We start from the raw sequence: 25,404 nt of genomic DNA, 5'->3' as shown, positions 1-25,404 counted from the left end.
CCATTTCTGCCGCCCTGCGGCACGGTTCGGGCGGTTTGCGTGGAAGCCCATCCGATGCCGGTGCCGCGGGACGGCAGTTCAACAATTTCATCCGTCTCGTGGCGCGGGCCGAGGGTTTGCGTGGAAGCTCCATCGGTCCGGCGCCACGGGGCGGCATGAAAACGTGAGGCCCGCGGAGCAATCTGCGGGCCTTTCGTTTGGGCGGGTGAAATCACCCCCACGGCCGGGCCGGGGCCATGATTGGTGGGTCCGCCGTTCCAACCCGTTAAAACAACAATCCCCCGCGACCTTGCGGTCACGAGGGATAAATTGGGTGCAGGGGTTGGATTTGAACCAACGACCTTCAGGTTATGAGCCTGACGAGCTACCAGGCTGCTCCACCCTGCAACAAGGGGAGGGCCAACGTGCGAACCGGGACGGACACTGTCAAGCGGCCATTTTCACGGCGGGTCCCGGTCTCAACGGGCCGAGAATTTGAAGACGGTGCTCGTCCGGTACGTCTGGCCGGGACGCAGGATCGTGCTGGGGAAGGCGGGCTGGTTGGGCGAGTCGGGGTAATGCTGCGTCTCGAGGCAGAAGCCGGAGCGCCGACCGTAGGGCTGGCCGCTTTTGCCGACGGCGGAGCCGTCGAGAAAGTTGCCGCCGTAGAACTGGACGCCGGGCTCCTGCGTCCAGACCTGCATCGTGCGGCCGGAGGTGGGTTCCGAGGCGGTGGCAGCGAGGGCGAGCTGGCCGGATTGGCTGTCGAGGACCCAGTTGTGGTCGTAGCCGCCGGCGAATTGCAGCTGCTCGTCCGGCGCGTCCACGCGATCGCCGATGCGCTGCGGGGTGGTGAAATCAAACGGGGTGCCGGCGACGGGGGCGATCCGGCCGGTGGGGATCAGGCCGGCGTTGACCGGCGTGACGTGGCTCGCGTGGAGTTGGAGCTGGTGATCGAGGATGTCGCCGCGGCCTTCGCCCTGGAGATTGAAATAGGAGTGCTGCGTGAGGTTGACCGGGGTGGCGCGGTCGGTCGTGGCCCGGTAGTCGACGCGCAGCGAGTTGTCATGGCCGAGCGTGTAGACGGCCGTGACGTCGAGGTTGCCCGGGTAGCCTTCCTCGCCGTCGGGGCTGCGGTACTGCAGCGTGAGGGTGGGGGCGCCGTCGACGACGGCGGGGGTGGCGGACCAGAGCACCTTGTCGAAGCCAACGTTGCCGCCGTGAAGATGGCAGGGCAGGTTGCCGGGGGTGTTGTTGGTGGCGAGCGGGTAGGTCTGGCCATCGAGGGTGAAGCGGCCGTGGGCGATGCGGTTGCCGAAGCGGCCGACGATGGCGCCGAAGTAGGGGCTGCTGCGGACATAGTCCGTCACGGAATTGTAGCCCAGCACGATGTCGTCCAGCCGGCCGGCGCGATCCGGCATGAACAGGCGCACGACGATGGCGCCGTAGTCGGTGATGTCGGCGCGCGCCCCGCGGGCGTTGACGAGCGTGTAGAGCGTGGTGGCGCGACCATCGGCGAGCGGGCCGAAGGGGGCAGAGGTGATGGACGGGAGGGAAGACATGGCGAGGAGCAGGAAATCAGGCGGCGGCGACGCCGGCCATCAGGCGCATGAGGGCGGCTTCGCTGAAGTCGGCGCGGGCGACTTCGCCGGCGAGGCTGCCGTTGCGCATCACGAGGATGCGGCGGCAGAGGCCGATGAGCTCGGGCAGCTCGGAGGAGACGACGAGCAGGGCCTTGCCCTCGCAGGCGAGTTCGTCGAGGAGCTGGTAGATCTCGGCCTTGGCGCCGACATCGACGCCGCGCGTGGGCTCGTCGATCAGGAGGACGTCGCAGGAGCGGGCCAGCCACTTCGCGAGGGCGATCTTCTGCTGGTTGCCGCCGCTGAGGCCGGCGGTGATGGATTCGAGGGAAGGAGCCTTCACCCGCAGGCGCTGGCTGTAGCGCTGGGTGAGCGTGTGCTCGGCGCCGCGGTTGACCCAGCCGAAGCGCGACAGGGCGGGCAGGGTGGCGAGGGCGGTGTTCTCGCGGCAGTTGAGGCCGAGCACGAGGCCCTGGCGCTTGCGGTCCTCGGGCACGAGGCCGACGCCGACGGCGAGCGCGGCGTCGATCGAGCCGGGGCGGAGGAGCTTGCCATCGACGGTGATCGTACCGGTGGCCGCGGGGTCGAGGCCCATGATGGCCTGCACCGTCTCGCTGCGGCCGGCGCCGACGATGCCGGCGAGGCCGACGATCTCGCCCGCGCGGACGGTGAGGTTGATATCTGAAAATTGTCCGGGGGAGGAAAGGGACTCCACGCGCAGGCGCTCGGCGCCGGGTTCGCGGGCGAGGTGATTCGGCGTGGCGATGAGCAGCTCGCGGCCGATCATCTGGGTGACGACGCGGTGCGGGGTGGTTTCAGCGATCTTCTCGGTGGCGACGTGTTTGCCGTCGCGCAGGACGGTGATGTTGTCACAGAGGGCAAAGAGTTCCTCAATACGGTGGGAGACGTAGATGAGCGTGATGCCGCGGGCTTTCAGGTCGCGCACGAGCTTGAAGAGGTCGGCGGTCTCGGCGGCGGAGAGGGAGCTGGTGGGCTCGTCCATGACGATGACCTTGGCGCCGGTGCCGACGGCGGCGGCGATCTGCACGAGCTGTTCGCGGCCGGTGGAGAGGGTGCCGATGATGGCGGCGGGGTCGATGTCGGCGCCGATGGTGGCGAGCATGGCCGCGGCGCGGGCGCGGAGCTCGCCGCGCTGCACGAAGCCGGCGCGGCGGGGCAGGTCGCCGAGGCAGAGGTTCTCGGCGACGCTCAGGTTGGGGCAGAACGCGAGTTCCTGGTGCACCATCGCGATGCCGAGCCCGCGGGCGTCGAGCGGGTCGGTCGGGGCGATGGCGCGGCCGTCGAGACGGATCTCGCCGCCGTCGGCGGTGTGCACGCCGGCGAGGATCTTGCCGAGCGTGCTCTTGCCCGCGCCGTTCTCGCCGATGAGGGCGTGGCAGGTGCCCTTTTCCACGGTGAAGCCGACCCCGTCGAGCGCGAGCACGCCGGGGAAGCGCTTGGTAATCCCGCTGAATTCGAGGAAGGGCACGGAGGAAGGAGCGAGTAGCGGGTAGTGAGGAGCGAGCAGAAGAGTCAGCGCAGCGTAATGCTCACTCCTCGATGCTCGCTACTCGCTACTTCGGAAATCAGTTCGGCAGCCACTTGGTCCAGTTCTTGGCGAATTCGTCGACGGTGTCCTTGGTGACGGGGATCAGGGCGCTGACCTCCTTCACGGCGGGGGGATTCTTCTTCTCGACGATCTTCTCGATGAGGAGCTCGACGGAGCGGTGGCCCCAGGCGTAGCACTGCTGGGCGAGGAGGACGGGGACGTGGCCGCTGCGGATGTAGGCGAGCTGCGCGGGGAGGGCGTCGACGGAGACGCACTGCACGGTGCCGGGCTGCCATTTCAGGGCGTTCTCGGTGAAGAGCGGCCAGCCGCCGATCATGGCCCAGCCGGTGATGTCGGGGTTGGCTTGCATGACCTGCTCGACCTTGGCGGCGGCGTCCTGCGGGGTTTCCTTGTGGTAGTAGACGTCGCGGATGGTGATGCCGGGGAACTTGGCGGCGACCTCGCGGACGCCCTGCACGCGCTGCTGGAGGTTGGGGGCGTTCTGGTTGCCGGCGAGGACGGCGATGATGCCCTTGCCGCCCATGACCTTGGCGAGTTCCTCCATGGTCTGCCGGCCGCAATCGATGTCATCGACCCCGTAGGTGACGAAGCGCTTGGAGGCGGGGGCGTCGGAGTCGAAAGTCGCGACGGGGACGCCGTTGTCGACGGCGCGGTTGATGGCGTCGGTGAGCTTGTTGGCGTCGGAGCAGGAGACGGCGATACCCTCGGCGCCGGCGAGCACGAGTTGCTCGATGGCCTCGGCCTGCTTCTGGGCGTCCTCCTCGTTGGGGGTGCGCCAGTCGATGCGGATGTTCATCTTGTGCTTGGCGCTGAGTTCCTTGGCGGCGTCCTCGGCGCCGACGCGGGCGGCCTGGAAGACGGGGTTGCCCTGGGACTTGGCGACGAGGCCGATCACGAGTTCGCGGGGGGCGGCGCTGCCGGTGAGGGCGAGGGCCAGGGAGGCGGTGAGGAGGAGCAGGCGTTTCATGAGGTATGGGGGGTTGTGGAAGAGGGTGGGGAGGTTAACGGCGAAGGGGGCGAAGGAGTGCGAAGCAGAAAGGGGGACAGGGCGCGGCGGGCTGGGTTCGGATCCTGGGCGTGAATTTACGTCCTTCGCGGTTAAGATCACCCGGCCTTGGCGGTGAGGCGGCGCTTGGCGAGCCAGGTGTTGAAGTTGTCGAGGACCACGGCGGCGATGACGACGGTGCCGATGATGATCTGGCTGTAGTTCTGGTCGATGCCGAGGATGACGATGCCGCTGGAGATCATCTGGATGATGAGCGCCCCGAGCACGGCGCCGAGGGCGGTGCCGCGGCCGCCGGTGAGGCTGGCGCCGCCGACGACGGCGGCGGCGATGACATTGAGCTCGTAGCCCTGGCCGTCACCCGAGCTGGCGCTGCCATAGTAGCCGAGGGCGATGAGGGCGGCGATGCCGGCGGTGAGGCCGGAGAGCAGGTAGACCCCGAGCTTCACGCGTTCGACGCGGATGCCGCTGAAGCGGGAGGCGAGCTCGTTGCCGCCGACGGCGTACACGCGGCGGCCGGCGGCGAGGCGGGAGAGGAAGATCCAGCCGAGGATGAGCACCACGATCATGACGCCGAGGGGCACGAGACTGAGGCCGCCGGCGGTTTCCCAGCGGACCATCTCGCGGAAGAGGGGCGGAAATCCGCCGACCGACTGGCCCTTGGTAACGACGAAGGCGATGCCACGGAGGATGGCCATGGCCCCGAGGGTAATGATGAAGGGGTGGACGCGCAGGGCGACGATGAGGCTGCCATTGATCAGGCCGCAGGCCGAGGCGGTGCCCACGCAGGCGAGGGCCCCGAGGGAGACGGCCAGCCAAGGGGCGGTGCCGGCCGCCGCGCCGGTGGGGCCGAAGTGCTGGAAGGCGAGGGCGCCGAGGACCGAGGCGAGGGCGTAGATGGAACCGACGGAGAGGTCGATGCCGCCGGCGATGATCACGATGGACATGCCGACCGCCATGATGGCGATGAAGCTGGTGTCCTTGGCGAGCTGGGCGAGGTTCTGGGCGTTGAGGAACTTGTTTTTCTCGATGAAGGCCGGCAGGCGTTCGCCGGCGTCATTGGTGGTGAAGACCCGCTGCCGGGCGCCATCGGGGCCGAGTTCGAAAACGGGGGTGCGGACCGTGCCGCTGAAGGCCGTGAGCAACACGCCCAGCGCCACAATGACCAGCAGCAGGCCGCTTTCTTGGAAACGGAAGAGAGTGCGCAGGGGCGATAACATGGGGGTAGGAGCCGGGGACCAGCGGGAATTCACCGGTTGGGCCGCGTCGCGTCAAACCATTACACGGTCTAGGACAGTCTAAATGCCAGTCGGCATGCCATTTAGCCAGCCGGCGCCCGGCCCCCGAGAATCGCCTTGCCAAGGGCCCGGCCTATCTCTGTTTTCAGCCCTTCCTGTACCTTAATCCATCAACCTAAACGACAGTAACGATCGCAAGGCGGCCCAGTTGGCCGACCTGTGTCTCGTCACGACATAGATCCACATGAACGTAACTCCCAAAGACCTCCTCGATGCCGGCGTCCACCTCGGTCACCAGACCAAGCGTTGGAATCCGCGCTCCAAGCCCTACATCTTCGACCACCGTCAGGGCATTTCCATCATCGACCTCGAGAAGACGCACGCCGCGCTGGAAAAAGCCTGCGTGTTCGTCGAGAACCTCGTCGCCCACGGTGACGACATCCTGCTGGTCGGCACGAAGCGCCAGGCCCAGGAGATGATCCGCGAGGCCGCCGCCGCGACCGGCATGCCCTACGTCACCACCCGCTGGATGGGCGGCACGCTCACCAATTTCGAGACCATCAAGAAGTCCCTCGCCAAGTACAAGAAGTACCAGGCGATGGATGCCAGCGGCGAGCTCGGCAAGTTCTCCTCCAAGGAGGAGTCCGCCATCCGCCGCGAGATGGCCCGCATGACCCGCAATTTCGACGGCATCATCGGCCTCACCGCCCTGCCGCGCGCGATGTTCGTGATCGACACCAACTACGAGGAGATCGCGGTGGCCGAGGCCAAGCGCGTCGGCATCCCCTCCATCGGCCTGGTGGACACGAATTCCGACCCGACCCAGCTCACGCACCCGATCCCGGGCAACGATGACGCCGCCAAGTCGGTGCGCATCATCATCGAGACGATCGTCGCCGCCATCCAGGCCGGCCTCGCCCACCGCGAGACCCGCCGCGCCACCCCGGCCGAGACCGCCGCGGCCAGCGCCACCGGCGAAGTTGACCTCGACAAGGTGGTCATCCCCGCCGGCCTGAAGGACGTCGTGGAGGAGAAGCCCGTCGCCAAGAAGCGCCCGGCCCGCACCAGCGGCGCCAACAAGGCCGCCGTCACCACCGACGAGGTCTGATCGCCGAAGCATCACCCACTATGGCTACTGTCACCACCTCCATGATCAGCGAGCTCCGGGAGAAAACCGGAGCCGGTCTGCTCGACGTCAAGAAGGCCCTCGATGAGGCCCAGGGCAACATTGAGGAGGCCACCACGATCCTCCGCAAGAAGCTGGGCAACAAGATCGACAAGCTCGCCAGCCGTGCGACCAAGGAAGGACTCGTCCATTCCTACATCCACGTCGGCGGCAAGGTCGGCGTGCTCGTCGAGATCAACTGCGAGACCGACTTCGTGGCCCGCAACGATGACTTCAAGGCGCTCTGCCAGGACGTGAGCCTGCAGATCGCCGCCGCCGCCCCCACCGTGGTGCGCCGCGAGGACGTGCCCGAGGCCGATCTGGCCAAGGAGCGTGAAATCGCCACGGCGCAGATGGCGGGCAAGCCGCCGGCCGCCGTGCAGAAGATCGTCGAGGGCAAGCTCGAGAAGTACTACTCGCAGGTCTGCCTGCTCGACCAGCCGTTCGTGAAGGATCCCGAAGGCAAGAAGACCATCAAGGACATCCTGTCCGAGAAGGTCGGCAAGCTCGGCGAGAACATCTCGATCCGCCGGTTTGTCCGCTTCCAGCTCGGCGCCTAAGGCGACGACGGCATCATCACCTTCAGGCGCCCCGGCAACGGGGCGCCTTTTTTATGGGGCCTATAGGACTTATAGGGCCTATGGGATATCGGTCTAAGTTCCAGAGCAGGCTTTCGCTTTCCGGCCGAGGCGCTAACCTGCCTCCATGAAAGTCACGCACGGCCTGATCATCACCCGCGGGCTCACCCACCGCTGCCCCAATTGCGGCGGGCGGCAGCTCTTCAAGGCGGGCACGTTGTTCGAGCTCAACCGCGAGTGTCCGGACTGTCGGTTGAAATTCGAGAAGGACGACGGCTTTTTTCTCGGCGCGATGTCGCTCAACTATGGAGTCACCCTGGTGGGATTTCTGATCCCGGTGTTGCTCGCCTGGTATGCCGGGTGGCTGGGTGGCCGGCTGGCCGTGGGTCTGGCCATCGGCGGCTCGCTGGTCGTGCCGATGTTGCTCTACCGGTCCTCCCGGAGTTGGCAGTTGATGCTTTATTACAGCTTCTTCCCGCAGCACCTGCCGGCCAACCGGCGCCCGCTGGATGCCACCGAGGACGAGAACGTCTGATTTTTACGCGGGTGCCGGTGAAAATTTCGGCTTCCGTTTTGGGGGCGGGGGCCTACGTTCGCCCCTCTTGTTCCGGAGGGGTGGCAGAGTGGTCGATCGCGCCTGACTCGAAATCAGGTGGGCCGCAAGGTCCCGGGGGTTCGAATCCCTCCCCCTCCGCCACTTGCGATGCCGCGCAAGATCCTTCCGCCGTTCGAGCTTTTTTCCGCGGGCCGCATTGATGCAAAACCCGGCATGAGGGCGGCCCATTCTCCATTCTTGCCAACAGATTGGGCAAAATGGCAGGGTGTCTGCTCCTCCACGTGATCGGGCCATGAAAACTTTTCGCGAACTGTATTGCGAGCGCCGCGGGATTTCCACCCACGCCTTCGAGCATGAGCTCGTCCACCGCAGCCTGCATTGGCAGGCCCGGCCGTTCTATTGGTTGCTGGGCATGAATCGCGCGTACACCTCGCCCGATTACGAATTTGTGCGGTGCGTGGGCGACCTGCGAGTATGGAAGGAGTACCGCAACGAGGCGATCGAGTATCACTACCACCCGCATAACCGCGGATTCTTGCGCACCGTGCTCCGGCTGCGCGTGTCGGCGAAGCGGCTGCAAGCCGTCCTGGAGCGGGAACTGAAGGAAATGGCCGCCTGAGGGCGCGGTTTCGGGGCTGGCTGTTCGGTGGGGTCAGGTCATAAGCGAGATCGATCATCGTATGACGACTCCATTCCGTTTGCTCCTGTCCTCCCTGCTGCTGGCCGCCATTACTCCTCCGGTCGCTTTCGCCGCTCCCGCCCCGCTCGCCGACTTCCAAGCGCGGGCCGCCAAGGCCGGCCACATCCTGAGCCTGCCTGATTATCCGCTGACGGCCGACGCCATCAAGGCCCGTACCGAGGCCGCGATCCGGGAGGCGGACGCCGCCTTTGCGAAGCTCGTGGCGCAGGATCCAGCCCGGGCCACCTTTGCCAGCACCTTCGCGGCGGCGGACACCATCACCAGCGCGGTGGCGACCTGCGCCAACCAGATCTCGACCATCGCCGAGTCAAATCCCGATGCCGCCCTGCGTGACGCCGCCCGCGCGGCCGAAGTCAGCCTCGAGAACTGGGGCATCGCCCTCGAATACCGCGAAGACATCTACCTCGCGCTCAAGGCCGTGGCCGACACCAAGCCCGCGCTCGATGCGCAGCAGCAGCGGCTGATGGACCATACCCTGCGCGATTACCGCCGCGCCGGCCTGGCTTTGCCGCCGGTGGAGCGCACCCGCGTCGAGCAGCTGCGCAAGCGGCTGGGCGAGTTGGAGCAGCAATTCTCGCTCAACATCAACCAGGCGCGCGCCCCGCTTGATTTCTCGGCGGAGGAGCTCGCGGGCGTGCCGCAGACCTTCCTCGACAGCCCCGGCGTGAGGCAGGCCGACGGACGTTACCGCGTGCAGCCGCAGATCACCTTCCACACCGTGGCCATCGCCGAGAATGCCGCGAACCCGGAGACGCGCCGTGCCGTCCACCTGGCGCGCAGCCGCCTCGCACGGGAGAAGAACATCCCGGTGCTCGCCAAACTCGTCGCCCTGCGCGCCGAGATCGCCCAGCGCCTCGGCTACGCTAACTGGGCTGACTTCCGCACCGAGACCCGCATGTCGGGTAACGCCGCGACCGCCCTGAAGTTCGAGGAGGAACTCACGGCGGGCCTGCAGCCCAAGTTCGATGCCGAGAAGGAAACCCTGCGCGAACTCAAGGCGGCGCACACCGGGCTGGCGGAAGCGAAACTCGACCCGTGGGACGTGAGCTTCTACACCAACCGGCTGTTGAAGGAGCGCTATGCGGTGGACACCGAGTCGCTGAAGGTCTTCTTCCCCTATGAGGCGACGCTGCAGGGCATGCTGGCCATCTACGAGCGCATCTTCGGCTTGAAGTTCACCGAGGTGGGCGCGCCCTACGTCTGGGCACCGGGCGTGCAGCTTTATGTCGTCGCGGACGCGACCACCGGCGAGCCGCAGGGCGCGTTCTACCTCGATATGTTTCCGCGCGAGGGGAAATACAACCACTTCGCGCATTTCCGGCAAAAGACAGCCCGTTACCTGTCCGACGGGCGCTACGAGCTGCCGGTGTCGGTGCTGCTCTGCAATTTCCCGCCGCCCTCGGCCGACCGGCCGTCGCTGCTCTCGCACGGCAACGTCACGACGCTCTTCCACGAGTTCGGCCACGTCCTGCACAACCTGCTCGGCCGCGCCCGGTACCAGAGCCAGACCTACTCGGGCGTGCCGCGCGACTTCGTCGAGGCGCCCTCGCAGATGCTGGAAAACTGGGTGTGGGACAAGGCCGTGCTCGACACCTTCGCCGCCGACTATCGCGACCCCGCGAATAAAATCCCGGCCGAGACCATCGCGGCGATGGTGCGGGCCCGCGAGGCAACGGAAGGGTTCGCGACCCGCCGCCAGCTTTCCCTCGGCCTGATCGATCTCGGCCTGCACACGCTCAGCGTCGATGACGCGTGGACCGCCGATGTCGTGGCGTTGAGTGACGCGGTAGCGGCCCGCGTTTACCTGGAGCCGGCGGCGGACACCGCGTTCGTCGCGAATTTCGGCCATCTCGCCGGCTACGATGCGGGCTACTATGGCTATCTCTGGTCGAAGGTCATGGCCATCGACATGGCCAGCATCTTCAGGGCGGCCCCCGGTGGATTCTTCGACGAGACGGTCGGGCACCGCCTGCGTGACGAGATCTACGCCGCGGGCAACACCCGCGAGGTGGCCGAATCGGTCGAGAAGTTCCTCGGGCGGGCGCGCTCGCAGGCGGCTTACCTCGACTACGTGGGGATCAAGCGGTAGCGCCGGACCGGCCGCGGTGGCTTTCATCATCGCAGCCATCGTTGCCGTCGTGGCGGTCCTTTTCGTCCGGCACGTGTTTACGTTCCAACCGGACTACCCGGCAGTGGCGGGTGAAACTTCGCCGATAAAGGTGAGCAGCCGCTAAGCGCGGCCGCCCTTCACTTTTTCGTTCCGTAAAGTCCGCCGAAGAAGTCGCCGGGCAGCCAGGCCGGGGCCTGGGGCGCGTTGGCGATGTCCCTCATCAGGTCAGCCACCAGGAGCCCGAAGGCGCCGGCGGAGGGCCAGTCGATGGGCTGGTTCAGATCGTCGGAGGGCTTGTGGTAGCGCTCCTGCAGGTGTTTGCGCCAGAGCCCGGCGAGATCCACCGCCGGGTCGACCGCCTGCTGGCCGCTGCTCAGGTAGAGGGCGGGCACGCCGATTTTCACGAAGGCATATTGGTCGCTGCGCACGAAAATGGTTTCCGCGGGCATGGGGTCGGGCGTGACGGTGAACCCCGCCTGGGTGGCGCGGGTGGCGGCGAGCGCACCCAGGGTGGTGTGTTCGGCGCCCCAGGCGATGAGGCTGCGCACGGGGACGGGAAACAAGGGCATGTCCACGTTGAGATTGGCCGCAAAGCGCCGGACGCGGGCCGGCGGATTGGCCGCGAGGTGGAAGGCGCCTAGCAACCCCTTTTCCTCGCCGGTAAGGGCGGCGAAGAGGACCGGGCGGGCCGGCCGCGGGCCGGCGGCGATTTCCTCGGCCGCGGCGAGGATCAGGGCGATGCCGACGGCGTTGTCGATCGCCCCGTTGTAGATGCTGTCGCCGTTGATCGCCGTGCCGATGCCGAGGTGATCGAGGTGGCCGGTGACGACCAGCGGCTGGTCGGCCAGCGCGGGATCCGTGCCGGGCAGCCAGCCGAGCACGTTGGCCGACACGACCTCGCGCTGGGTGTTGGCCCCCGCGAGGGTCAGCTCGACGTTGAGCGGGAAGTTCTGGGCCTCGTCGGCTTCTGCGCGGGCAAAGACCTCCTCGGTGGTGCGGCCGCTGCCGACGAAGAGGCGGGCCGCGGCCGCACGGCTGGTGGTGCCGGAGACACGCAAGGCGGGGAAGTCGTTGACGGGGTTGCCCGCGGCATCGAGCAGGCGCATGGAGGGGAACCGGGACTGGGCCGTCACGACGGCCCAGGGGTAGCGGGCCTCGTCGGCCGGGGTCATGATCGCGACCATGCCGATCGCGCCGTGTTGCTCGGCGAGCTCGCGCTTCTGGCTACTGGAGGAATGGTGGGCGCGCTGGGTGCTCGGGAACTGTTTCGGCGCGCCACTGAGCACGACCGCGATCTTGCCCGTGAGATCGACGCCGGCGTAGTCATCGTAGCCGAGTTCCGGTGCGTGCACGCCGTAGCCGACGAACACGGCGGGGGCGGTGATGGTGTCGGCGGTCCGGCTGAAGCCGGCGGTGACGACCATGTCATTGATCGGGGTCAGGGCATCTTCCGCGCCGTTATGGCGGACGACCAGGCGCCCGGCCTCGATCTGGTGCGTCGCCTCGCGGAATTTCATCGGCTGCAGGTACTGGCCGCCGTCCGCGCCCGGTTCGAGGCCGAGGCGCGCGAACTGGCTGGCGACGTAGCGGGCCGCGAGGTCGTAACCGCGCGTGCCCGTGCCGCGGCCTTCGAGCAGGTCGTCGGCGAGAAAAGTCGTGTGGGCCTGCACCCGTTGCGTGGTGGTGGCCAGGTCGGCGGCAGGGGCGAGCGCCGCGGCCAACAGGGTGAAAGTGAAGACCAGGCCGCGCGGAGAGATCGATGAGATCGGCATGGGGAAGGTGTAAAATCCGTCGGCGCTGTCGCAAGTGATAAGTGACGGTCGCGCGACGTCAGGGGGTAGGCGGCGTGAAGCCGAGCTGGTCGAGCGCGGCGGCGGCGGCGGCGGGGCGCAGTGCGTAGCCCTCGTTGCGGCCGGATAGAATATACAGGGTCTCGCCATCGGGCGCCCAGGCCCAGGCCGTGCGCTGGACCTCGTGAGGCAGGGTGAGAATGAGATCCGGCTGCCATTCGCCGGGCTGAGCGAAAGCCACGGCGCTCAACTCGTGCATGTAAGCGAAGCGGCGGCCATCGGGCGAAAACGTGCTGTAGCCATAGAGGGCGCCGGGCACCGGGCATTTGAACTGATGCGCGGGTTGGGTCGGGGCACTTGTGCGGTGGATCGAAAACCCCTCGGCGGTGCCCAGCACGAGCCATTCGCCGTCGGGGGAAAACTCCGCCAGCGTGGCGCCGCTGACCGGCAGGGCGGCCTGCCGTTCGCCGCCGGGCAGGGCATACAGCCGGGCTTCGGTTGCGGGGAGGGTCGTCAGCAGGGCGGCCCAGCGGCCATCCGCGCTGAGGCGTTGGATGATGGTGGAATCGGCGGAACCGAGGGCGGTCGCGCGGGTGGCATCACCGTCTGGCCAGAGCCATACGCCGTTGGTATCCGGCCGGTCGATGAGCCAGTGCCGGCCCGCGCGGTCGATAGACTGCAGCTGGGCGAGGCCGGGCGCGGCGAGTTCCGCGTGATCCTCCCACCCCGGCCCGGCGGGGGTGTCCACCAGCCGGGTGCGGCGGATGCCAAGGGTGGGCGAACTGTAGAGCAGCCCGCCATCGGGCAGGAAGGCCAGGGCCTTGGTCTTGCCGGCGGCATACCGGTATCGCGCCGTTTCCCGATGCTGCGGCAGATCGTAGGCGCGAAGGAAGGTGGTGCTTTGTCCGACGAGCCAGCGTCCATCGGGGCTGACGGCGGCTTGCCGCCAGAGGCCAGAGTTTTGGCCCAGGGCAAACCCCAGGGGTTGTACGACGTCGAGGGGGGCCAGATCCAGGCGGGCAAGCTGTTGGAATGAGGAGGATCCGGCGGCCTGCCGCCCATCGGCGCTGAGCCGCAGGCCGTGGGGGCCGGCCTGCCCGCGCAGCAATTCGCGGCCGGCGGTGATGTCCCAGAGTCGCAGGACCGAATCCGTATCCAGCGACAGCAGCCGCCGGCCATCCGGCAGCATGGCGAAGCGGCTGGCCCGCATGTTGCCCGGCCGCAGGGTCAGGACCTGCCGCTTGTCGGCTGCGTCCCAGACCGCGATCTGGGGCGAGCCGTTGTAAGCTTCCGTGATCAGATGGTGGCCGTCTGGCGTCCAGGCCGGGGCCGCCGAGCCGACGTCGCCGTCGATCCGCCAGAGCAGCTGCCGATCGCGCAGCTGCCACAGCTCCAAGCCATCATCGCGCAGCACGGCGAGCCGGGTGCCATCGGGCGAGGGTTTGATGCCGTAGATGGTGGTGCCCGGGTCGCCGACCGGATGCCCGGTCCCGGTGCGGGCGTCGCACCACATGAGCTGGTTGCCGGTAGTGGTGTACCACCAGCCGCTGTCGTCGGAGGCGAAATCGAGTCCCACGTATTGGATCCCGGCGGGCTGGTGGATCCAGTGCGGCACCGTTGCGCCGGCAGCCCAGACAGCCTGGGTGCCGTCCTCGGATTCGGCGAGGATCCAGGCATCGGAGGGGGCGTAACGGGTTTCACGGACGCGGCTGGCGGAGGCGGTTTGCAGGTGGCGCAGCACCTGACCGTCGCGCATGCGCCGGACCTCGATGGTCGTGCCGTCTGCGGCGGGCACGGCGGCGTGCTCCAGGGCCGAGTCGAAGCCAACCAGCTGGCTGAAACGCAGGTGCGGCACGGCCTGGGGTTTCCCCCACTGCCAGTCATCGAGTGCCAGGGCGGCCAGCGCCTCCGCGCGGATCGCGGCGGTGGGTCCGGCGAGCGCGGCGGAAGCGCGGAGCAGGCGGAGAGCTTCATGACGCTGACCGGTGCGGCCGCTTTGGCGGACGCCCCGGGCTTGGGCGAAAAGCGAGTCGCGGAGGGCGAGGCGGGCATCGGCCTCGGCGATTTCCGAGCGGGCGAGCGCCGCGTGGAGCTGGTGGTTGCGCTCGACGAGCAGCGTGGTCGCGGCGACGGTCCCGGTGGCGATGATGGCGAGGGCGGCGGCCAGGGCGGGGTTGCGCCGCGCCCAGCGCCCGAGGCGGCCGGCGGGCGAGGGCGGCCGGGCGTGGATGGGCCGGCCGGCGAGGAAATTTTCCAAGTCCGCCCACAGGGCGTGGGCGCTGGCGTAGCGGGCGGCGGGGTCCTTCGCGAGGCAGGTGAGGATGATGGTCTCGAGGTCGGCCGGCACGGCGGGGCTCAGCCGACGCGGGGCCACCGGCTCGGTGGTGCCGATTTGGGCGAGGACGGCGGCGGGCGAGTCGCCGGTGAAAGGCGGCCGGCCGGTCACGGATTCATAGAGGATCGCCCCGAGGCCGTAGAGGTCGAGGGCGGGGGTGGGATCGGCACCAGACAGCACTTCCGGGGCGAGGTAGGAGGGCGAGCCGGCCAGGATCCCGGTGCGGGTGTGCTCCGAGGCGGTGCCAGCGACGGAGCCGCTGAGGCCGAAGTCGCAGAGCTTGGGTTCGCCGGTGCCGGTGAGCAGCACGTTCGAGGGCTTGAGGTCGCGGTGGAGGACGCCGAGGGCGTGGGCCCGGGCGACGGCGGCCGCGAGCTTGAGGCCCAGGGTGGCGGCGGCGCGCGGGGCGAGCGGACCCTGCTTGAGCCGGGCGCGCAGGTCGCCCCCCTCGCAATATTCCATGGCGATAAAGGCGCCTGACTCGCCCTGACCGACCTCGTGCACGGCCACGACGTGGGGGTGAGTGATGGCGGCGGCGGCGCGGGCCTCGCGCAGCAGGCGGGCGGGGCCGGTGGCATCGCCGGTGGCGGCGATGACCTTGAGAGCCACGAGGCGGTCGAGGCTGCGCTGGCGGACCAGCGAGACCACGCCCATGCCGCCGCGGCCCAGCTCGCCCAAGAACTCGTAGTCTGCGGTCCCGGCCGGATTGGCGGCGGTGAGCGCCCCGGCCAGCGCACAGCGCGGGCAAGGCCCGCCGGTGGCGGCGGCATCGTAGTGGAGCGAGCAGGTGGGGCAGGTGGCCATCGTGATCCGGGGCAACTACAGGGATAGTGGAAATTCCCGCGCCGCTTTCGACGAATGTGGTCAGCCCAGCGCCTTCAGGCAGTAGCGCAGCTCATCGTCGATCTCGGTGCGGTCGGCGACGGTCGCAGCGACCTGGGCGCGGATCAGTTCCTGATAGCGGCGGCTGAGGCGGTGGACCAGCACGGGCACCGAGCCGCGCGAGACACCGAGGCTGGCCGCGAGGCGGGCGTAGTCACCGGGCTCGGGGCGCAGCGTGAGGTAGGGTCGGAGCAGTTCGAACGTGCGCTGCTCCCCGGCGTGCACGGACTCGGCCTCAAGGTGCTCAAGCGCATGGCGCAGCAGCGTGATCGCCCACTGGCGGTCGAATTCCATGCTGGGATCCGCCGGCGAGGCGAATTGTTGCTCTTCGGCCGCGGTCAGGTTTTCCCAAGGGATGGCGGCCTGGCCGCCGCCGCGTTTCTCCGCGGTGCGTTTCTGCCAGTCATTGCTGAGGAAATGCCGGCAGGTCTGGCGGAGGTAGCCGCGGAAGCGCCCGCGCTCGCGGTCGGCGGTGGCAAAAAAATCGTTTTCCAGCAGGTGGGCGAAAAAGGCCTGGGTCAGGTCCTTGGCCGACTCCCCATCGTGGCCGAGGCGGCGGATGAAGGTGTAGACCGGTCGCCAGTAGCTGCGGCATAACTTTTCCAACGCCAGCCTTTTGCGCGATCCGTCGGTCGCCGCATCCAGGATGATGCTCCAATCCGTCGTGACAAAAACCCCGGGCTGGTGGCCGGGACCGCCGGCGGGTGCGGGAGTCGGATCCGGCGGCGATGAGGGCATCGGGCATCTTTTTCGGAAATTCCTCCCCGCGGAGTCAATAACTTGCAGTAACCACGCGCGTCATGCGCGCGGTGATTCCACGCACCGCCTATGAAAAATTACCGCTTAGGGTACATCTCGCTCCTGCTCACGCTGGTCTTCGGCCCCGGCATGCTACGGGCGCAGATGCTCTACACGACCACCCAGGTCGGCACGCTGGGCGGGACCAACAGCCGGGCCACGGCCGTGAATGACGCCGGCCAGGTTGTTGGTTACTCGGATGTGACGGGCAACGGCAGTTACCAGGCCTTTGTGTTCACCGTGGCCAATGGCCTGACCAACCTGGGCACACCGGGGGGCGCCTACAGCCAGGCCACCGACATTAACGCCTCCGGCCAGATCGTGGGTTACGGATCGGACGTGTCGGAGGCCGGCAGCCTCGGGTTTCTCTACTCGGGCGGCTCCCTCAGCGTGCTGGCGGGGACGAACAACGCTTATGCAATCAACAACGCCGGCCAGATCACCGGCGCCGCGGGCAATTCGGCCTACCTCCAGACTGGCGGCAGCCTGACCTTGCTGCCCAAGCATGCGCCGGAGGACAGTTACTTCGGCACCGGCATCAACAACAGCGGCACCGTGGTCGGCGGCGGCAAGTATTATGATCCGCCGGGGGTATTCTCGCCCTACACCGGCTCGCAGTTCGCCGTCATCGGCGGCACGCTCTACAACTACTGGCCGACCGGCAACAACTCGGCGTTCGACTTCCTGCGGGTGAACGATGCCGGCCGGGTCGCCGGCACCAACTCCCAGCCCGGCTTCGGCGCCACCTATTCGGCGTTGTTCGGCACCGCCAACCCCGCCAGCGGCCCGGCGATCGACTACCTGTTCAACAGCTACGTGGGGGGCAGTACCGCGCGCGACATCAACAACGGCAACCTGGTCGTCGGCGCTATCGGCTACTTCGACGCCTACTACACCCCGCAGGCCTACCTCTACGACAGCAACCTCGGTGGCTACAAGCTGCTGAATTCGCTGACCGACATTTCGGCCGCGGGCTTCGACTACCTGAACGAGGCCATGGGCATCTCGGACAACGGGCAGATTGTCGGTTATGGCACCACGACCGGCGGCCAGACGCGCGCCTTCCTGCTCACCCCGATCGCGCCGTTCCTCTATCTCGATGCCGGGGCTGGGGCGGGGCTGGAGCTGGGCGCGGCCGACTGGAGCACGAGCGCCGGAGTCTGGGCGACCGATCCGGCGGGCAACAACCGCGGCACCTGGACCAACGGCGCCATCGCCCATTTCCAGACCAGTTCCAGCGCGAGCGCCGCGATCACGCTCACGGACAGCCTCTCGCTCGAGGGTGCGATCCTGTCCAACAACGCGAACGTGACCGTGACCCCGGCGGGGACTGAGACCCTGACCTTCACGGGCCAAGCCTTTGTCAACACCGAGGGGAGCCAGAGCCGGTTCACCCTGAACACCGAACTCGCCGGCAGTGCCGGCCTCTGGAAGACCGGGAGCGGCACGCTGCACCTGGGTGCCGCCAACACCTACACCGGGCAGACCCGGGTCAGCACCGGCGACATCGAGATCAGCCACGACCAGGCGCTCGGCGCCACCGGCACGGGCAACGAGACAGTCCTCGAGGGCGGCCGGGTCACGGCCGTGGCCAGCCTCGTCAGCAACGAGGATTTCATCATGCGCGGCGGGTATTTCGACCTCGGCATGCAGTCGGCGGAGGGGCGGACGGTGGTGTTCAACGGCGGGATCCGGCTCGAGACCACGGGCTATCTCTACGGCGCCAACCGCAGCCAAAACTCCACCCTGACGGTGAACGGCGTAATCACCGAGGCCGACGGGCCGCGCGACCTGTTTGTCGACGGCGCCACGCTGGCCGGGGCCAACACATTCACGGGCCGCATCACCACGGGCGGCGAGGGCGTGACGGTGGCGGTGATCAACGCGGACGGCGTGGCCGGCCCGCTCGGGGCCGGCACGGGCATTGCGCTGGGTTATCAGTCGGAAGGACCGGTGGACGGCGCGCTGCGTTACACCGGCGGCACGGCCACGGTCACCCGCACGATCCAGCTGGAAGGCGGGGCGGGCACCATCGACGTGACCAACGGGGCGACGACCCTGACCCTGGCCGGGCTGATCAGCGGGGGCGGCACCCTGGCGAAGGACGGGGCGGGCGTGCTGGCCATCGGGACGCCCAACACCTTCACGGGTGGCACGCGCATCGATACGGGCACCCTGCGCATCTCGGGTTCTGGCGCGCTGGGGACCGGTTCAGTGGCGATCGGCCTGGCGGGGACCCTCACGGGTAGTGGCGACGTCACGGGCGACCTGAACGTTGATGGCACCTTCGAGCCGGGAGACAGCCTGGCCTTGGTCAGCGTGAGTGGGAATCTCACCCTGGGCCTCACCGGGTCGCTGAGGTTCGACCTTGGCGGCCTGGTCCGCGGCACCGAATACGATGCCATCAATCTTGGTGGGACCTTTGGCAGCGAAGGTACCATCCGTCTGGCTTTGATCAACGGCTTCATGCCCGGTGCGGGGGACAGCTTCAACCTGCTCGATTGGGGCAACACCGGCAGCGTCACCTTCCAGTATTTTGATACCCCGACCCTCACGCCCGGATTGTTTTGGGACACCAGCCTGCTGGCCACCACCGGCGTGATTTCCGTCACGGACATGGCGCCGATCCCGGAGCCGTCGACCTATGCCGGGCTGGCCGGTCTGGCGGCGTTGGGTCTGGCGCTGTGGCGCCGGAAGAAAACCTCATGAACAACAGACCGTTCGTTTCCGGTGTCCTGCGTTTCTCCGCGAGCCTGATGCTGGCGCTCGCCGCGGCGCGACCGGCGACGGCCCAGGTCACGCTGACCCTGGAGACGTCGACGTATGTCCCGGCCTTGTACACGGTGGCCGATCAGAATTACGGGCCCTCCAGCGCCGCGGGCACGGCCAATGTGTCAACGGCTTATGGTCAGGCGCAGGCCACATCCACGTTTGGCGTGATGCAGCTGTTTGCCTCCTCCGCCGCTGATCCGATGGGAGGCGATGGCGATGAGGTCACGACTCACGCCATGGCGCGCGCCGTCTGGACGGATTCGATCCTCGTCACGGCCGCCGGGCTGGCGGGGACGCAGGGGCGGTTGCACGCGCAGTTTCAGGCGGGCGGCAGCCTGAGCCTGCCCGGCTCGGTCAGCTCGACCTTCACCGGGGCCCAGCCGGTCAACGTGTCGTGGAGTCTTGCCGCCAGTCCCAATTACCTGTTCGGTGATGAGGGTCAGGTGGGCGGGGTGAGCCGACTGGATATTGTGGCGGGCGATGTGAGCGAGTTGAGCGGGAGTGCCAACTTCCAGGTCTATGATCTCTCGATCCCTTTCACGTTCGGCAGCGCCTTCACCCTGACCATCACCGGCCGGGCCGAAAGTTTGGTGCAGCCGCGCGGCATGACCGAGGCGTTGTCGGCCGCGTCGACCTTCAACCTGCACTGGCTCGGCATCAACGAGGTCGTGGATCTCGGAAATACTCCCCTGGCCGGGGTCACGGTTGCCTCCACGGGTGACTGGATCACCACCAACGCCATCCCCGAGCCCGCGACCTACGCCATGTTTGCCGGCCTGGCGGCGTTGGGGCTGGTCGCGTGGCGGCGGCGGGGGGCTTAATCCTTTTTCCCGCAGAACCGGTAGAGCTGATCCAGATAGGCTTCCGCCTCGGCGCTCGCTTCCGCCGGAGCCCAGGGGGCGAAGTCCTTGTCGGAAGCTTTCTCGTAGGGCCCGGGTTTGACCTCAAACAGCACGGTGTCCTCGGCCAGGGCGAGGAAGGTGTGGTAGACGCCCGGTTGGATATCCACACCGAACGTGGGCAGGTCCGCGCCCAGCCGGTGCGTTTGTTCGACGGCGCCCGCCGCGGTGAAGGTCAGGTAGAGGATGGCGCCCCGCAGCACGACAATGCTCTCCGCCTTGGGCGGGTTGAGGTGGCGGTGGGGCGGGATGTAGCTGCGCGGTTGGATCGCATTCAGCATCCGGTGGAGGCTGTCGCCCGCCGCCTGGTGCAGGGGTAGGATGATTCGGCGGCGAGGACTTTGGCGCGACCCGGTGATGGCGGCCTGCAGCAGATCCTGGCTGAGAACGGTCACAGCCGTGCTGGGCGCCGGCAGGGCGAGGGGAAACGCAGGCTTGGTCGGGGCAGGTTCCATGGCAGGCGGGGCCTACCGATCCTTGGCAGGGTGTGACGGCTCAGACGCTCTCGAGGAGTTTGTTCAGGCGCGCGATCATCCGGGAGGGATCTTCCATCAGGCCCGCGGTGATGAGGGAGTTGTCGAGGAGTTGCTCAGCGATGAGCTCGGCCTTGTCGGCGTCGGTCGTGCGCAGGGCGGCGAGTTTCTTGATCACGGCGTGGCGCGGGTTGATCTCGAGGTTGACCTTCACCGGCTCGTCGGGGCCGCCGTCCTTCTTCATGGCCTTCATCATGCGGCGCATCTGGGCGGTCATGAATTTGTCGGCGTTGGTCGCGAGGGCGGGGGAGCCGACGAGGCGGTCGGACGTCTTCACCTCGGCGACCTGGGTGCCGAGCGTGTCCTGGAGCCATTTCGCGAGATCCTTGGCGTCGGCCTCGGAGAGGGCCTCGCCGGTCTGCGGGACGTCGTCGAGCTTCACGTCGGCGTGGTCGGCGGCGAGGAACTTCTTGCCGTCGAATTCGCGGACGTTGTTGAAGACGTACTCGTCCACCGGCTCGTGGCAGAAGAGCACCTCGAGGTTGCGGGCCTTGAAGCCCTCGAGGTAGGGGCCGGACTCGATGGCGGCGCGGTTGGGCGCGATGAGGAAATAGATTTCCTTCTGGCCGTCCTTCATGCGCGACACGTAGTCGGCCAGCGAGGTGGTCTTGCCCGGCTCGGTCAGGGAGGATTCGAAGCGGAGGAGCTTCACGATCTGGTCCTTGTGGGTGAAGTCGAGGGCGGCGCCCTCCTTCAGGAAGATGCCGAATTCCTGGTAGAACTCGTTGTAGGTGTCGGCGCGCGCGCCGGCCTCGTCCTCGAGCAGCTTCAGGAATTTCTTGGTGATGACCTTGCCGAGTTTGTCGAGCAGGGCCTTGTCCTGCATGGTCTCGCGCGAGATGTTCAGCGGGAGGTCCTCGCTGTCGATCACGCCCTTCATGAAGCGGAGCCACTCGGGCAGGAGGTTCTTCGGTGCGGCGTCGATCAGGACCTTGCGGCAGTAAAGGGCCACAGAGGGCTCGAGGCGGGCGAAGCCGAGCTTCTCGGTGTTGTCCTGCGGGACGAAGACAAGGGCGTTGATCGCCAGCGGGGCGTCGGCGGAGAAGTGCAGGCGGTAGCGCGGGGCGTCGTGGGCGTTGGCCTGGAACTTGTAGAACTCGGTGTATTCCTCGTCCTTGATCTCGTTCTTGGAGCGGAGCCAGAGAGCCTGGACGGTCTCGAACTTCTTGGCGTTGAGGGTGACGGGGAAACCGACGAAGGCGCTGTAGCGGGTGAGGATTTCCTTGATGCGCCAGTCCTTGGCGAACTCGTCGCACTCGTCCTTGAGCTCGACGACGATCTTGCTGCCGCGGCGGAGGTCGGCGGCCTCCTCGACCTCGTAGGAGCCGGAGCCGTCGCTGGTCCAGACGTGGCCGGGCTCGGCCGTGCGCCAGGAGCGGCTGTAGACCTTGACGGACTTGGCGACCATGAAGGCGGAGTAGAAACCGACGCCGAACTGGCCGATGAGGCTGGAATTCTTGGCACCGCCCTCGCCGAGGGCCTTGAGGAACTGCTTGGAGCCGGAGTGGGCGATGGTGCCGAGGTTCTCGATCAGCTCGGCGCGGGTCATGCCGAGGCCGGAGTCCTGGATCGTGATGGTCTTGGCGGTTTCGTCGGTGGAGATCGTGATCTCGAGCGGGGCGTCGCCGTCCTGGATGTCCTTCTCGGTCAGCTGGAGGTGGCGGAGTTTCTCGAGGGCATCGGAGGCGTTGGAGACGAGCTCGCGGACGAAGATTTCCTTCTCGGTGTAGAGCGAATGGATGACGATATCGAGGAGCTGCTTGATCTCAGCCTGGAACTCGAACTTCTGCGGAGCGGGGGTGGTGGACATGGGAGGAGGAGGGAGGGTGGTTGGAAAATGAAAAGAGCCCGCCATTGTAGCGGGCTCCCGGAAAAATCAAGCGGGAGAATGGGTGACCCCGGGGTCAGCGTTCGTCCACCTGGTCGTCGTGCACGGGCTCGATGTGGCCGAGATCGTGGTCGGGCTGGTGGCCGGTGAGGACGCGCCAGACGCAATAGACGAAGAGGACGGTGACGAAACCGACCGAGAAGATCATGGTGAGCCAGCCGCCGGTGGTCATGACTTGGTGCCTCCGAGTTTGTTCTTGTCCGCCGCTTCCCAGCGTTTGCCGGCTTGGGCGACGAGCAGGGTGACGAAGATGATGGTGATGATGATAAAGCCGAAGGCGATGCGGGCCGGGGCACTGGGATTTTCGCCGACGAGGTCGGTGATGTAGCCGGTGGGCTTGAATTCCGCCCCGGCGCCGAAGGTGAAGTTCCAGCCGAAGACATTCGCGAGGATGAACATCACGAAGATGGCCAGCAGGTAGAGCGGCGTGATGTATTTCATGACCGGCTTGTAGAAGGCCGGGATGCGCATCTCGGCGCCCTGGTGGGCCTCGGCCACGCCCTCGTCGATGCCGATGACCCAGCCGAAGACGATGATCAGGATGGTGCCGCAGATGAAGATGCCGACGGTGCCGATCCAAAAATCGATTGTGTCGAGGGCCTTGAGGTCCTTGGAGAACCACCACACCAGGGCGGTGCCGAGGGCGGTGAGGAGGCCGAGGACGCCCATCGCGGATTTGCGGCCCAGGCCGAGGCCCTCCTCGAAGAAGGCAATGCCGGGCTGGAGCATCGAGAGGGAGCTGGTGATGGCCGCGAGGAAGAGCAGCAGGTAGAAGATGGTGGCGAAGAACTGGCCGAAGGCCATCTGGGCGAAGACGTGGGGCAAGACGTTGAACCCGAGGCCGAAGGTCCCCATGCCGACGATGCCGGCCGCGCCGAGGAAGACGAAGGCGGCGGGGACGGTGATGAGCCCGCCGAGAGCGACCTCGCAGAACTCGTTGGCCGAGGCGGCGGTGAGACCGCTGAGCACGACGTCGTCTTTTTTCTTCAGGTAGCTGGCGTAGGTGATGATGGCGCCGAAGCCGACGGAGAGGGAGAAGAAGATCTGGCCGGCGGCGGCGAGCCAGAGCTGGGGGTTCTTGAGTCCGCTGACGATCTCCTTGGGGTTCCACATGAAGCCGAGGCCGTTGAGCACATTCTGGTCGGGTTTCGCGGGATCGGGGGTGCCGAGCGTGAGCACGCGCGCGAGGATGATGAGGGCGATCACGATCAGCACGGGCATGCCCCATTTGCAGACGAATTCCACGCCCTTGGAGATGCCGCGGTAGATGAAGAAGAAATTCAGGGCGTAGACAATGACGACGAAGATGCCGACGTCATGCAGGCCGAAATGAATCGAGGCGCCGTCCTGGCCCGCCCCGGTGAAGGTGGCGAAGAACGAGCTGTAGTTCATGCCGGGCTGGCTGAGGACGCCGGTGGCGGCGTTCAGGGCGTAGCCCAGGCACCAGGCCTCGATGTACACGTAGTACATATAGACCATGACGGGGATGATGAAGCCGAGCAGGCCGAGGTATTTGCCGCACGGGTGCTTGACGATGGCGTGGAAGATGCCGGGGGAGGAGTGGTAGCCGGCGATGCCACCCTTGCGGCCCATCGTCCATTCCGCCCAGCCGATCGGGATGCCGAGCAGCACCAGCGAGATGAAGTAGGCGATCATGAACGAGGCCCCGCCATACTGGGCGGCCAGGCCGGGAAAGCGGAGGAAGTTGCCGAGGCCGACCGCGCTGCCGGCCACGGCCAGAATCACGCCCAGACGAGAACTCCAGGCTTCTTGGGTTTTTACCATGCGCGGATGAAAGGGGAAACCGCCCCTCGTGCAAACCCCAACTGGCCGCCGTGCGATTCCCGGCGACGAGCGACGGATTCGGCTTTGCCACCCGGGGGCGGATCGGTTGTCTGAGGCCGACGTTGAAACTCCTGGACCGCTACCTCCTCGCCGAATGGCTGAAAATGCTCGGGCTGCTGCTGGCGGCCACGATCGGCCTGCTGCTGATCACGGCGCTGTCGGACAAACTGCGCGAATTGATCGACGTCGGGGCCGGGGCGGGCGACATCCTGCTTTATTTTGCCACCCTCATGCCCAGCTACCTGACGCTGGTGCTGCCGCTCTCGATGCTGTTGTCGCTGCTGTTCGTGCTGGGCAAGCTGCACCGCAACAATGAGCTGACCGCCATCCGCGCCGCCGGGCTCAACATCTTCGCCACCACGCGCTCGCTTTGGCTGGCCGGGCTGTTTTTTTGCGGCGTATCGCTCCTGCTCAATTCCAGCGTCGTGCCCTGGTCGGTGGAGACCTCGCGCAGCCTGCTCGAGCGCTTCGAGTTCCGGGCCGAGGCGGAGCAGAAGGGCGGCGATACCCTCGGGCTCGTCTCCAGCGTGGCGTTCGACAACCGGCCGCAGAACCGCATGTGGTTCATCAACCGCTACAGCCGCTACTCGGGCAAATCCTTCGGCGTGACCGTGTCGGAGCTCGATCCGCAACGCCGCGAGAAGACGCGCCTGATGGCCCGCGAGGCCACCTATGATGCCGGGCAGCGCGCCTGGACCTTTCGCGACGGACGGGAACTGTGGTTCGACCCGGAGCTGGGGGAGCTGCTGCGCTCGGTGTCCTTTGCCGAGAAGACGGTGCCGCACTTCCGGGAAGACCCCGCGCTGATGCTGCTGATCGACCGCCGGCCGCAGGACCTCTCCTTCAACGAGCTCCAGCGCATCACGGATTATTTCCACGCCGAGCACAACCCCAAGGTCCTGCGCTACGAGGTGCGTTACTACAGCGTGATGTTTTCGACGCTGGGGCCGCTCATCGTGATCGCGATCGCGGTGCCCTTCGCGGTTTCGGGGGTGCGCGTGAGTCCGGCGGTCGGGGTGTCGAAGTCGATCGGCCTGTTTTTCGTCTATTACCTGCTCAGCAGCCTCGCCACGATCCTCGGCGGCAAGGGGCTGGTCGAGCCGGTTTGGGCGGCGGCCATGCCCAACCTCGCGATGATCGGGATTGCCGCGTGGTTCTTCGGGCGGATGCGGTAGGCGGGGCG

General features: G+C 67.1%; 19 protein-coding genes and 2 tRNA genes. 9 read left to right on the top strand and 12 right to left on the bottom strand.

Annotated elements, in window-relative coordinates:
• Positions 1–310: 310 nt before the first annotated feature.
• The 5 genes from Verru16B_RS02960 to Verru16B_RS02940 form a co-directional block, all read right to left on the bottom strand.
• Positions 311–387 (bottom strand) — tRNA-Met (locus tag Verru16B_RS02960).
• Positions 388–458: 71 nt separating this feature from the next.
• Entirely contained in the window at positions 459–1,541 is a 1,083-nt protein-coding gene (locus Verru16B_RS02955) for an aldose epimerase family protein (RefSeq protein ID WP_069960888.1), read from the bottom strand.
• Positions 1,542–1,557: 16 nt separating this feature from the next.
• The gene (locus tag Verru16B_RS02950) at positions 1,558–3,048 is read right to left on the bottom strand and encodes a sugar ABC transporter ATP-binding protein (protein WP_069960887.1); all 1,491 of its coding nucleotides are present in this window, start codon (positions 3,046–3,048) and stop codon (positions 1,558–1,560) included.
• 97 nt (positions 3,049–3,145) lie between these two features.
• Positions 3,146–4,096 (bottom strand): substrate-binding domain-containing protein, encoded by a 951-nt coding sequence (locus Verru16B_RS02945; RefSeq protein WP_069960886.1) that lies wholly within the window; start codon positions 4,094–4,096, stop codon positions 3,146–3,148.
• 137 nt (positions 4,097–4,233) lie between these two features.
• The gene (locus tag Verru16B_RS02940; protein ID WP_069960885.1) at positions 4,234–5,352 is read right to left on the bottom strand and encodes an ABC transporter permease; all 1,119 of its coding nucleotides are present in this window, start codon (positions 5,350–5,352) and stop codon (positions 4,234–4,236) included.
• A 262-nt stretch (positions 5,353–5,614) separates the two neighbouring features.
• Here Verru16B_RS02940 and rpsB point away from each other — a divergent pair, with 262 nt between their 5' ends.
• The 6 genes from rpsB (at position 5,615) to Verru16B_RS02910 (ending at position 10,458) form a co-directional block, all read left to right on the top strand.
• On the top strand, positions 5,615–6,478 hold the full coding sequence (gene rpsB, locus Verru16B_RS02935) for a 30S ribosomal protein S2 (protein WP_069960884.1): 864 nt from the start codon (positions 5,615–5,617) through the stop codon (positions 6,476–6,478).
• 20 nt (positions 6,479–6,498) lie between these two features.
• Entirely contained in the window at positions 6,499–7,095 is a 597-nt protein-coding gene (locus Verru16B_RS02930; RefSeq protein WP_069960883.1) for a translation elongation factor Ts, read from the top strand.
• Between the two features lie 145 nt (positions 7,096–7,240).
• Complete coding sequence (locus Verru16B_RS02925; protein ID WP_069960882.1) at positions 7,241–7,648, top strand: DUF983 domain-containing protein; 408 nt, start codon at positions 7,241–7,243, stop codon at positions 7,646–7,648.
• A 74-nt stretch (positions 7,649–7,722) separates the two neighbouring features.
• A tRNA-Ser gene (locus Verru16B_RS02920) sits at positions 7,723–7,810 on the top strand.
• Positions 7,811–7,961: 151 nt separating this feature from the next.
• The gene (locus tag Verru16B_RS02915) at positions 7,962–8,288 is read left to right on the top strand and encodes a hypothetical protein (protein ID WP_069960881.1); all 327 of its coding nucleotides are present in this window, start codon (positions 7,962–7,964) and stop codon (positions 8,286–8,288) included.
• A gap of 61 nt (positions 8,289–8,349) precedes the next feature.
• Entirely contained in the window at positions 8,350–10,458 is a 2,109-nt protein-coding gene (locus Verru16B_RS02910) for a M3 family metallopeptidase (RefSeq protein WP_083270052.1), read from the top strand.
• 158 nt (positions 10,459–10,616) lie between these two features.
• Here Verru16B_RS02910 and Verru16B_RS02905 read toward each other — a convergent pair whose 3' ends face one another.
• From Verru16B_RS02905 to Verru16B_RS02895, 3 genes are read right to left on the bottom strand one after another with little or no spacing between them, the layout of a single operon-like run.
• Complete coding sequence (locus Verru16B_RS02905) at positions 10,617–12,251, bottom strand: M28 family metallopeptidase (protein WP_069960879.1); 1,635 nt, start codon at positions 12,249–12,251, stop codon at positions 10,617–10,619.
• A gap of 58 nt (positions 12,252–12,309) precedes the next feature.
• On the bottom strand, positions 12,310–15,408 hold the full coding sequence (locus Verru16B_RS02900; RefSeq protein ID WP_069960878.1) for a WD40 repeat domain-containing serine/threonine protein kinase: 3,099 nt from the start codon (positions 15,406–15,408) through the stop codon (positions 12,310–12,312).
• A 60-nt stretch (positions 15,409–15,468) separates the two neighbouring features.
• Positions 15,469–16,224 (bottom strand): RNA polymerase sigma factor, encoded by a 756-nt coding sequence (locus Verru16B_RS02895; RefSeq protein WP_083270050.1) that lies wholly within the window; start codon positions 16,222–16,224, stop codon positions 15,469–15,471.
• A gap of 90 nt (positions 16,225–16,314) precedes the next feature.
• Here Verru16B_RS02895 and Verru16B_RS02890 point away from each other — a divergent pair, with 90 nt between their 5' ends.
• Together Verru16B_RS02890 and Verru16B_RS18630 are read left to right on the top strand one after the other, a co-directional pair.
• Complete coding sequence (locus Verru16B_RS02890) at positions 16,315–18,993, top strand: autotransporter-associated beta strand repeat-containing protein (protein ID WP_069960877.1); 2,679 nt, start codon at positions 16,315–16,317, stop codon at positions 18,991–18,993.
• Complete coding sequence (locus Verru16B_RS18630; protein ID WP_069960876.1) at positions 18,990–19,877, top strand: PEP-CTERM sorting domain-containing protein; 888 nt, start codon at positions 18,990–18,992, stop codon at positions 19,875–19,877. The genes Verru16B_RS02890 and Verru16B_RS18630 overlap by 4 nt, the downstream gene beginning before the upstream one ends.
• Here the strand turns inward: Verru16B_RS18630 and Verru16B_RS02880 are convergent.
• The 4 genes from Verru16B_RS02880 to Verru16B_RS02870 all read right to left on the bottom strand — a co-directional run bounded on the left by Verru16B_RS02880 (position 19,874) and on the right by Verru16B_RS02870 (position 24,161).
• Positions 19,874–20,410 (bottom strand): WbuC family cupin fold metalloprotein, encoded by a 537-nt coding sequence (locus Verru16B_RS02880; RefSeq protein WP_069960875.1) that lies wholly within the window; start codon positions 20,408–20,410, stop codon positions 19,874–19,876. The two genes, Verru16B_RS18630 and Verru16B_RS02880, sit on opposite strands and share 4 nt — an antisense overlap.
• Positions 20,411–20,450: 40 nt before the next feature.
• Complete coding sequence (gene htpG / locus Verru16B_RS02875) at positions 20,451–22,298, bottom strand: molecular chaperone HtpG (RefSeq protein WP_069960874.1); 1,848 nt, start codon at positions 22,296–22,298, stop codon at positions 20,451–20,453.
• A gap of 94 nt (positions 22,299–22,392) precedes the next feature.
• A complete protein-coding gene (locus tag Verru16B_RS18205; protein ID WP_157772154.1) occupies positions 22,393–22,548 on the bottom strand; it encodes a hypothetical protein in 156 nt (51 codons plus the stop codon).
• Complete coding sequence (locus tag Verru16B_RS02870; RefSeq protein WP_069960873.1) at positions 22,545–24,161, bottom strand: sodium-dependent transporter; 1,617 nt, start codon at positions 24,159–24,161, stop codon at positions 22,545–22,547. The genes Verru16B_RS18205 and Verru16B_RS02870 overlap by 4 nt, the downstream gene beginning before the upstream one ends.
• A 122-nt stretch (positions 24,162–24,283) precedes the next feature.
• On the opposite strand from Verru16B_RS02870, the gene Verru16B_RS02865 reads away from it, so the two are divergent.
• A complete protein-coding gene (locus tag Verru16B_RS02865; protein ID WP_069960872.1) occupies positions 24,284–25,396 on the top strand; it encodes an LptF/LptG family permease in 1,113 nt (370 codons plus the stop codon).
• Positions 25,397–25,404 lie beyond the last annotated feature (8 nt).

Origin of the sequence: Lacunisphaera limnophila, assembly GCF_001746835.1 — a bacterium.
GTDB classification, from domain to species: domain Bacteria; phylum Verrucomicrobiota; class Verrucomicrobiia; order Opitutales; family Opitutaceae; genus Lacunisphaera; species Lacunisphaera limnophila.
The sequence above is the reverse complement of the archived record's forward strand: the minus strand, read 5'-3'. Positions and strand labels throughout refer to the sequence as shown.